Source organism: Halomonas faecis (assembly GCF_010993975.1).
GTDB classification, from domain to species: domain Bacteria; phylum Pseudomonadota; class Gammaproteobacteria; order Pseudomonadales; family Halomonadaceae; genus Halomonas; species Halomonas faecis.
In genome coordinates this window covers 1-8354 of record NZ_JAACZO010000024.1, presented here as the reverse complement: position 1 = coordinate 8354, position 8354 = coordinate 1, and the positions used below count along the sequence as shown (strand labels likewise).

General features: G+C 45.2%; 11 protein-coding genes. All 11 read right to left on the bottom strand.

The window, feature by feature from the left end; genetic code table 11:
- Positions 1-122: 122 nt before the first annotated feature.
- A complete protein-coding gene (locus tag GFD32_RS11705; protein WP_163576803.1) occupies positions 123-1007 on the bottom strand; it encodes a protein kinase domain-containing protein in 885 nt (294 codons plus the stop codon).
- A gap of 109 nt (positions 1008-1116) precedes the next feature.
- The gene (locus tag GFD32_RS11700; protein ID WP_163576802.1) at positions 1117-1587 is read right to left on the bottom strand and encodes a hypothetical protein; all 471 of its coding nucleotides are present in this window, start codon (positions 1585-1587) and stop codon (positions 1117-1119) included.
- Between the two features lie 128 nt (positions 1588-1715).
- On the bottom strand, positions 1716-2171 hold the full coding sequence (locus GFD32_RS11695) for an HIT family protein (protein WP_163576801.1): 456 nt from the start codon (positions 2169-2171) through the stop codon (positions 1716-1718).
- A complete protein-coding gene (locus GFD32_RS11690; RefSeq protein WP_163576800.1) occupies positions 2168-3022 on the bottom strand; it encodes a macro domain-containing protein in 855 nt (284 codons plus the stop codon). Before GFD32_RS11690 ends, GFD32_RS11695 begins: the two co-directional genes overlap by 4 nt.
- Positions 3023-3532, bottom strand: coding sequence for a TIR domain-containing protein (locus GFD32_RS11685; protein WP_163576799.1), 510 nt, complete (start codon positions 3530-3532; stop codon positions 3023-3025). It abuts the gene before it with no gap.
- Positions 3533-3613: 81 nt separating this feature from the next.
- Positions 3614-4744: an ApeA N-terminal domain 1-containing protein gene (locus tag GFD32_RS11680; RefSeq protein ID WP_163576798.1), complete on the bottom strand. Its 1131-nt coding sequence runs from the start codon at positions 4742-4744 to the stop codon at positions 3614-3616.
- Positions 4648-4953 (bottom strand): ApeA N-terminal domain 1-containing protein, encoded by a 306-nt coding sequence (locus GFD32_RS20145; RefSeq protein ID WP_163576797.1) that lies wholly within the window; start codon positions 4951-4953, stop codon positions 4648-4650. Before GFD32_RS20145 ends, GFD32_RS11680 begins: the two co-directional genes overlap by 97 nt.
- Positions 4954-5067: 114 nt before the next feature.
- The gene (locus GFD32_RS11670; protein WP_205599115.1) at positions 5068-5538 is read right to left on the bottom strand and encodes a GNAT family N-acetyltransferase; all 471 of its coding nucleotides are present in this window, start codon (positions 5536-5538) and stop codon (positions 5068-5070) included.
- Between the two features lie 88 nt (positions 5539-5626).
- Entirely contained in the window at positions 5627-7087 is a 1461-nt protein-coding gene (locus GFD32_RS11665) for a hypothetical protein (RefSeq protein ID WP_163576796.1), read from the bottom strand.
- Between the two features lie 130 nt (positions 7088-7217).
- Positions 7218-7721, bottom strand: coding sequence for a hypothetical protein (locus tag GFD32_RS11660; protein WP_163576795.1), 504 nt, complete (start codon positions 7719-7721; stop codon positions 7218-7220).
- 363 nt (positions 7722-8084) lie between these two features.
- Positions 8085-8354: transposase (locus GFD32_RS20170; protein ID WP_205599114.1), on the bottom strand; the 270-nt coding region annotated here is incomplete at its 5' end.

Sequence of the window (8354 nt, the reverse complement as noted above, 5' to 3'; positions counted from 1 at the left end):
GTAGAGCGTGACCTGTTGGCTGGTGACCGCCATACCGTCTCCCTGGTGGGTCAGGACAAGCGGTCAAGCTTAGGGCAACCGGTCAGAATAGTTGTCGTCCACCGGCCAGAGTAATTGTCGCTCTATAATACTGTGTGAGATATTTCTCTCCATAGCTGAATGGCAGATGGGGTGCGGGCCTCTACATGCCTTCGCAATGCTCGGGCAATAACTGGGGCGTATGGTGATGGAAGATATTCTGCCGCCTTTCGTGGCACCCCATCCAATATCTCATCTTGACTAAAAGAAAGTGATCTATTTTGAATCAGGCTCAGCAGCAGGAGACCAACATGGTATACATCGACTTGTTTCCCCACTAGCCCAAACTCCTGAGCATTAAGGTATTCGGGTGGCAACATCCACTGAGCTAGCACTGTTCCAAAAATACGTACATCGCTCTCAAGTCTGCTTATCCCAAGATCCGCGACCTTAAATCTCCAAACAGGATCTTTTGTCGGCACCATAGGATCTCTCTGCTGAGACACTAGTATATTTCCAGCGTGTAAATCCTTATGGATGTATCCATGATCATGAATGTACTGGAGTCCGTTCAAGATATCTCTAGCTACATAAGGAACCCAAAGCTCACCATCAGTATTAGGTGAGGCAATAATTTCATTCAGTGTCATTGAGCATTTTTCAACGACAATATAGAACGTGTCCCGATATTCGAAGGCTTGATGAATATACGTTATTTGCGGGTGCCTAAGCTGCTGCAGACTTTGAAGTTCGTGCCACCACTCTTCACGCACAGCTTCGTAACTGCGATTCTGAGGAAGGATCACCTTGGCTACGAGGTCGTTTCCCCACTCATCTGCACAATCGTAGACTGCTCCAAATGAGCCTTGACCTATCTGATGGCCTATAAAGTAGTTAATCCCGTTTACTTCTATAGCCTCGCCCGCACTTGGAGGCACAAAAATGCGAGGCGATTCAGTCGATTGATGATTCTTATTTGAGGTCTCCATAAGCCTCCACTATTTGTTCCGCCTTAGCGCCGGCAGCGTGCGCGCCCATGGAATGAAGCCGAAGGCGCAATGTAATGGGCGTCACTGTGACTGCACTGGTTATGGCAATCTATTCAAAGTAAACATGTTCAGCGGTATAGGGGCTGGATATGATATGGGCCTCCGACGGACATTTTCCATTCTCCAGCAGAGCCGACCAAAATGCTTTGTCAAAATGGAATTCTTGGAGGTAAATATACCGACAAGCGGCCACGAGACCATACCTACTCCAGACTGGCCCGGGCCTGGCAGAACCGCTCACCCCGTAGTGATCCTCAAGCTCGTAAAATGAAATAAGTTTTTTGCTATCCCACCTATCGCAGAGAAATTGGTGCAACTCGTCTAATTGTTCCTCTTGAATTGCAAAACAATCTGCATAGGGCTTATGCCAAGGTGCGCCATCGTTCAAAAATGGGTATATGTTATCAGCCCACGCAAAAGCGTAGCTTGGTGTTACATTGCGTTCTGCTGCAGGATTGGTGAAAAGGGAAAGTATCTGAAAACGTTGGAGAGAGAAAAGCATCTCCTTTGTTTCGCTCATAAAATATCCTCCTGATTTTAAAACTAGATTTTGCCATAACGCCCGACTCACGCGCCGGTTTGGAGCCGCGAAGCGGCGGAAAATCGGTTGCTGTGCAGCCGATTGTTATAAATTTACTACAAGCGGACCTAGAGGCTATATGAGCTGAATAAGGGCCGAAGTTTGTTGGCAATGTCCTCAGTTTCCTCTAGAGGTAATTCGGGGACATCTCCCCAATCCGTCCCTCCGGTTTCCAGGGTTCCTGCCACGTGAAAATGTACATGAGCGATTGACTGGCTGGACGGGACGCCATTATTTTGCCAAATCGTAATGCCTTTTGGTTTAAACTCGCTCTCGATTGCTTTCGCAATATCTCTCACGGCAATAGCGAGTTTTCCTGCTTCTTCCTCAGTAACATCTAGTATGGTTTCAACATGCCGATTGGGTATTACCAGCGTGTGTGGGCAGCCCCTCTGCTCTCTTGTCACTAGGATTGAAACCATCTTTCCTTTATAAACAAAAGAAAAAGGTCTCTCACCTGACAAGTATGCACAGAATGCGCATGAATCATTATTAGGAAGCTGAATGCTTTTTTGATCTTTCATGAAGGGCTCAGTGAAGATAAGAAAGATTGAAGCTCTAGCCTGTCCAGCCGATCATAATCAGAAGATTGGACCACTATTCGTAATTCATCAGAAATTTTGTGCTGCCGCGAAGCAAACATAAAAGATAAAGCTATTAAACGAATAGAATCCTGTGCCGGAAGAAGATGTGACATTCTTGCTTGACCGCCGCCGATTACTGGTACGGAGATGGGGCCGTGATTTCCGAGCTCAGACTGTTTATCCCATAATGAAACTAGACTTTTCCAAACACCATCGACAGTGCCAAAGGCCTCATTTCTCTGATTCATCTCACAGTATGAAAGAAAATATATAATTCGTGGCGAATGCTGAACAGGGGCCACTGTACCAATGCCATATTTCTCCGTCTTACCTTCCTTATCAATTTGCCCTTCAGGGCCGAGCTTGGATAAAGTTTGATTCAGCTGCTCATCTAGCGATTTTACATCACCTCCAAAAATATGATTAATCGTCTGCCCTAAAAGGCTTCTCGGAGATATAATATTTGGCAACTCTGTATCAAACGTATCGCATACACCAACAACTAAGTGGCCATCTTGCTCCAAAAGATCGCCTTTAATTATTTTTATTATAGTTTTGGGCGCAGAGTATTCCATTTCAATTGGACGAGGCCAAGACACGATGAGCCCAAAAATAATGGAGATAATCACCGTTCCAATTATCACGCCTAAGCCCTGAAGGCTAGTGGCCTGCGACGGAAATACTATTATCACGAATTGAAATATCGCTGATATAAACCCACCGCATGCAAATGCACTTACTAAAAAACTTTTCCAAAATCTCCAAGTTTTTAGATCGGCAAAAATATTCATCTACAGCCCTAGTTTTTGATATTTGTCTTCGGTGTAGTAATGCGGCCCTTTTTTGGATGAGCCATTGTAATTCGGGGCATAATTATCCAGAGCAAACTTAATGATTTTAGGCTGAAACGATACCGACACCGAATAATAGTCAGCGTCCAATAGCGGCTTTGGAATAAAACTCTTATTGATTAACCTTCCGCCATCCTTGTTGGCTATTACTATCGGAAGAACAAACTCCTGAATCACGTCGATTTCATGGGCTAAGAAGGAATAACCATCACCGCCTTTTTTCTTCGCATCAGCACTACCTATAAGGACTACTTGTTTAGCGTTTTTGAGCCTCTCACGCAATCTGCGTTTTATCGTTTCCCTAGTACTGGTATCCCTAGCCGCGAACAGATCATGTGCATCGTAGAAGTTGAAGTCGATCTTATCATTTTCTCGCCATGCCTCCATTAACCGATATAGCCGAATGTCCTCGCTGGCGAATGCGACGTAGGTCTTATTCCTGTAACTCATGACTCTGAAATCTCCTATTTATAACGCCGCATTCAGCGGCTTGTCCGCTGCAATGCTTTGTTAGCGCTTACAGCATGCAACTTAACTGGGAAGATAAAAGTCTTGGTATTCATGGATCAAACTCTTATGTATTCCGATTTCAGAGAGAATATGGGATTGGACAATCAGTTTCAGACAAACCGCAATGATGGCTTGATCTCGCGTAGAGATGATTTCCAGCAATGATTTCGGTTTCCCAACATGTGCAATTTCATTGCGAAGGGCTCCTACCCTCGAACCGATACTTTCACTATCTCGAACGGCTAGCTTGTGAGCTAGAAGCGCCTTCATTCTGCTTGATCCGATTGATGTGATCGGATTCTCATACTTCTCCTTCCGCGATCCACCAATTTTCCTATTAATTTCTTCGAGCTGCGTTGAAAATAAAACTATGTCACTATGAGATTCATGCTCACTTATAAATCCTGTCTCATTCTGTATGCTTGACACTACCGATGAATAGCCACTCGATAATCTAATCCACTCGACTATAGCTTTTTCTAAATCAACGTTTTTTGACGTTAAAGGAAGGTGGAAATGATGTCTTTCTCTTGTTGCTAACGACAAAGTCCTTTCGCTTAGGCCATAACTAATTAACACAGGGTACGACTTTGCTTTTTCATCCTCTCTCCGATCTATCAGAGTCACTTCTTTTGCAAAAGTCGGCACGTACATCAGCAGTGCCATGAGGTTCGCGAGGTCAAACATTGACGTGATTAATGATTCAATACTGTCACGCCTTTTCTTCTTTAGCCTGTAGTAGTACTTGAGGCTACTTTTGAACATCAATGTCTCATTTTCATACTTTGATCTTATTTCGTCCCACTTATCCTGAAGCTCTTGCATAACCTTTGGGTTATCACTCAGCAAAATACTACTCAAATCGTTTGGCAGCATTTTGAAAGAGGAACTATTCTCAACGCTAATTTTGCCTTCTTGAAAATCTGCTGAAAATATCTCGCCTTCTTTGTAGTGAACGAAGTCTACGAATCCTTGAGGAAAGAAAAACTCTTGGGTATTCTCAAAATCAAAGCACAGCTCATCAAAATGGCTATCCATTTCCAGATGGGCGCCAATTATGACGAACCTAGCACCCCAGACCCCGAATCTCGTTGATATCTCGGCTCCCCTAAACCCTGAGTGAGATAGATCAAAATTTCCAAAATCGTACAAAGCCGCCCGTTGCTGAGAACACCGTACAGAATGTCAGAGCGCCTAGTTTTTACTTCTTCATCGTCTGTAGTCGGGCTAGTGAACTCGACCCTTATTCCACGAGTCGGGCTAAACATGAGCTTGCCGAAGAATCGGTGCTCGTAATTGTCAAAGAAAAACTCGCCGATCCAATCGTTTTCATCGGACAAGTAAACCGTTTCCTTCGCCATTGATCCTCCACAACTTGGCGCTAACTGTTTAGCATTTATTCACTGTGCGCAGCATGGCGAATAAATGCTAAACAGTTGAACTAAACCGCTTCGCGGTAGCTGTCATCGCCGCAATCACGCGCTTGTCGCGTGCATTGCCTTGTTAAGTTTGATCTCCATAGGCTGATAGGCCAAACCTGCCGACTCGCCCACTTCGCCCTTGCACTCAAACCCATACTTCTCATAGGCGGGAACAGAAGATAGAGACGCGGTGACGGTAACAGTTTCACCTTTCGCATGATTCAATGCTGATGAAAGCAACTTTCTCCCAATACCACTTTTCTGGCGTTCAGGACTAATAAAAAGCATTGCAACATGACGACCTTCCTTTAACTCGATTACGCCTTCAACTTTTCCCTCGTTTTCTGCAACCAGCATCATGTTATCGCCCATCATTCTGTCAAGAAAAGCATCGCGCGCAGCAATATTCGAAAAAGTTGAAATCCCCTCGTCAGACAATGTGTCCGCTACAGACTGCAAAAACGAATCCATGCAAGTTGCACTTACAGCTTCAAGGTCCTTCTCTTCCATTTTCCTGATAATCATCAAAGTCTCCCAAAAACTTAACGCCTGCGTAATGGGCCTGTTTGGAGCGCCAGCGAAAGACCGGTCCCGTTGACGCATTGGTTAGATTTCACCTTGCATTTGACCCAGACGGCTTATTGGTCGCTTGCGCATCTATCAAAACCAATTCTTTACCTTCTTTGAGCTCTAACTCTTTCATTATTTTCTGAACCCGAAATAGCTCGCTGTCGCTAAAATACAAAATCACTTTAATGGACTTCTTCGTTTTATTTGCTGCTTTATACACTTCAACCTGCTTTGTCAGATTCTGCTTCAGCTTGGAGTTGCTAGCCAGCTTGAACTCTACAAGGGTGCTATCTTTCGAACCTCTGGATATTTTATAATCGACCGGACCACGACCATTATTGACTTCAGCATTAACATCGTCTTGTGAAGCGTACCAAGTCAGTCGAAACATAAGCTGAAGGTCCGACTCACGCTTGATTGGTTGGCCATTAGAATAAAAAATTCGGTAGCCATCATTATTTTCAATAACTTGCTTCAAAAACAGAACGCGACTGTACGCTTCATCATGCGTGTCGTCAGAAGTCTCATAAAAACTGCTTTCATCCTTCAAGTTCTCAATTAAGCTAGCTACTTGACGTATGAAAACCGTCTCTATTTCTTGGACTTTTTGTTCACTCAACGCAACAGCTTGATCACCTGTGTCTTCCTTGAGTCGGATGTAGCGGTCAATTAACTCAGGGAAATTTCTTAATGTCTTAGCTATGGCCTCATTGATTTCACGCTGCTTTGCATCCTCTGGAACTCGGCGAAGAAAATATTCGTTTACTTGGTCTCTTAACTCTACGTTGGGGATAGCCGCGACAATGTCATCAAAGTCACCAATTATGTCATGCTTGTTGATCCAAGCTTCATCCTTGGTAAGGATGTCTTTTGGTGTCAACAATACATAATCACCATCTATGTAAGGTAGCGTATATTTCTTTGACGTCCAGCTGCGAGTTTTATAATTAAACTCCGCGTGGGGAACCATAACTGATTTAGTTCGAGACGAGTCGATATATTTCTTAGCAAAATCTTGCGTGTACTCGCACAAGTACGACTTTATAAGATTGGTAGTGAAGTCGCTTATGCTGTCTTTTCCAACCCCCTCCTTGATAAGGCACAGTTTTTCTAAGTGACTGCTTTTCGTTATTTTTTCTGAACCAAAATCATTGAAGATATTGCTAAGGTTTTCATTTAGCGCGTTTGCAAAGTCCGGTCCTAGGCCAGACCCACCATTTCCCACTTTGCTGAAACCTAACCAATTCTGTTTTACTTCAGGGAATAGGAACCAGTGCCGGACCAATCCTTTAGAGATCGTTCCAGCCTCTGACATATCACGGAGAAATCCAATATATTTTATGATTTCATCATGCAAATGCTGATATTCCGGCTTATCGCTATTAAAGAGCAAAAACGGGTCTATAAAAACAGGCAGGTCATTAATCAAGGAGACATTAAACGCACCATATTTTTCGAGGTCGTCCTTTGAAACAGAAAAATAGTCCGAAAAATATACGTTCATTCAAATCTCCTTGAAAATCTAACGCTGCCCTTGAGCGGCGCCGCCCGGATGGCCACGGAAAGCCCTGATGCTTTCCGGCGTCCGCCCGAAGGGCTGGTTATGTGCATGAACTATCGGCAATCTGATACTTTCATCCTGTGACTATTCCGTCGTTTTTACTGTCGTGAGTACTCTCTCCACCTTTATGAGGTTCCCTAGAGCTTTGCTGTGAGCCCTGTAGATTCAATTTTGCCATCGCTTCTTCATGAATCCACTTATTGCGGTCTCGTTCTATCTCTATGGTAAGCGTCTGTATTTGTGACTTCAGATCATTATATCTCAACAAGAATATAACACCGATGATCGCAAATATGGCTGCAATACATAGGAATGCAACCTGTTCCCCAAAAGTAATACCAATCCATCTAGCTTCCGCGCCAACACCTGATACAAACGACAAGGCGATGGTAACAATAACAATAACGACGGAACTAATCGCAAAAAAACCACCCCATCCCAACTCGTTATACACAGGCCTCAATTGCTTGACCGCTCCTAGTGCAATATCAATAATCTCTGCTGCAGTATTAAGACGCGCAGTTAACATTTCTGGCGTCTCATTGGAGTACGATTCAGGGGTTTTATTACTGGGCATATCATAGCCCTCCAGATTCAAATGACACCTATTGTTTGTTCCTGCACATAACTGTTCAGCATTTCTTCGCCGTGCGAAGCATGGCGAAGAAATGCCTGTTGGACTAAGCCGCCCGTCAGGCTACGACGCCGCTTCTATAGGGTTTTGTATTGGCCGGAGCGTGACCCGATGCATCCGGTCGCGAGGGTACGGGCCTGTGATGCCGCGTCCGGGCCGTGAGATTGGCCATGTTTTCCCCCTTTCCGAACCTAATTTAACCCAACCTAGCGCGTCTATGGGGCAAAATCCATCCGCGGAACGAGCGCCACCGCGGCCCGCAAGCGAGCCGGTTCGCCGAGTCCGTTGTGAGGGGGTGGCGTTAGGTCATGTTCGATACCGTTGCGTCCTGTGGTTGTCGAGTCGGGATCGTCGGGGGCTGAGTGTCCCGATCACCCGCAGTGTCGGTTGTCGGCAGTGCGGGCAGGTGTAGGTCGGTGTCGAGTCGCTGGCGGCGGTATCGGCATCCACTGTCGCGTCGATAACGGCCAGCGCCTGACGGATCTGGGCCAGACGTCGTCGTCGGCAACGATTGGCCAGAAAGCCGTAGTGACGGACCCGCATCAGCCCCTTGGGCAATATATGGAGCAGGAAGCG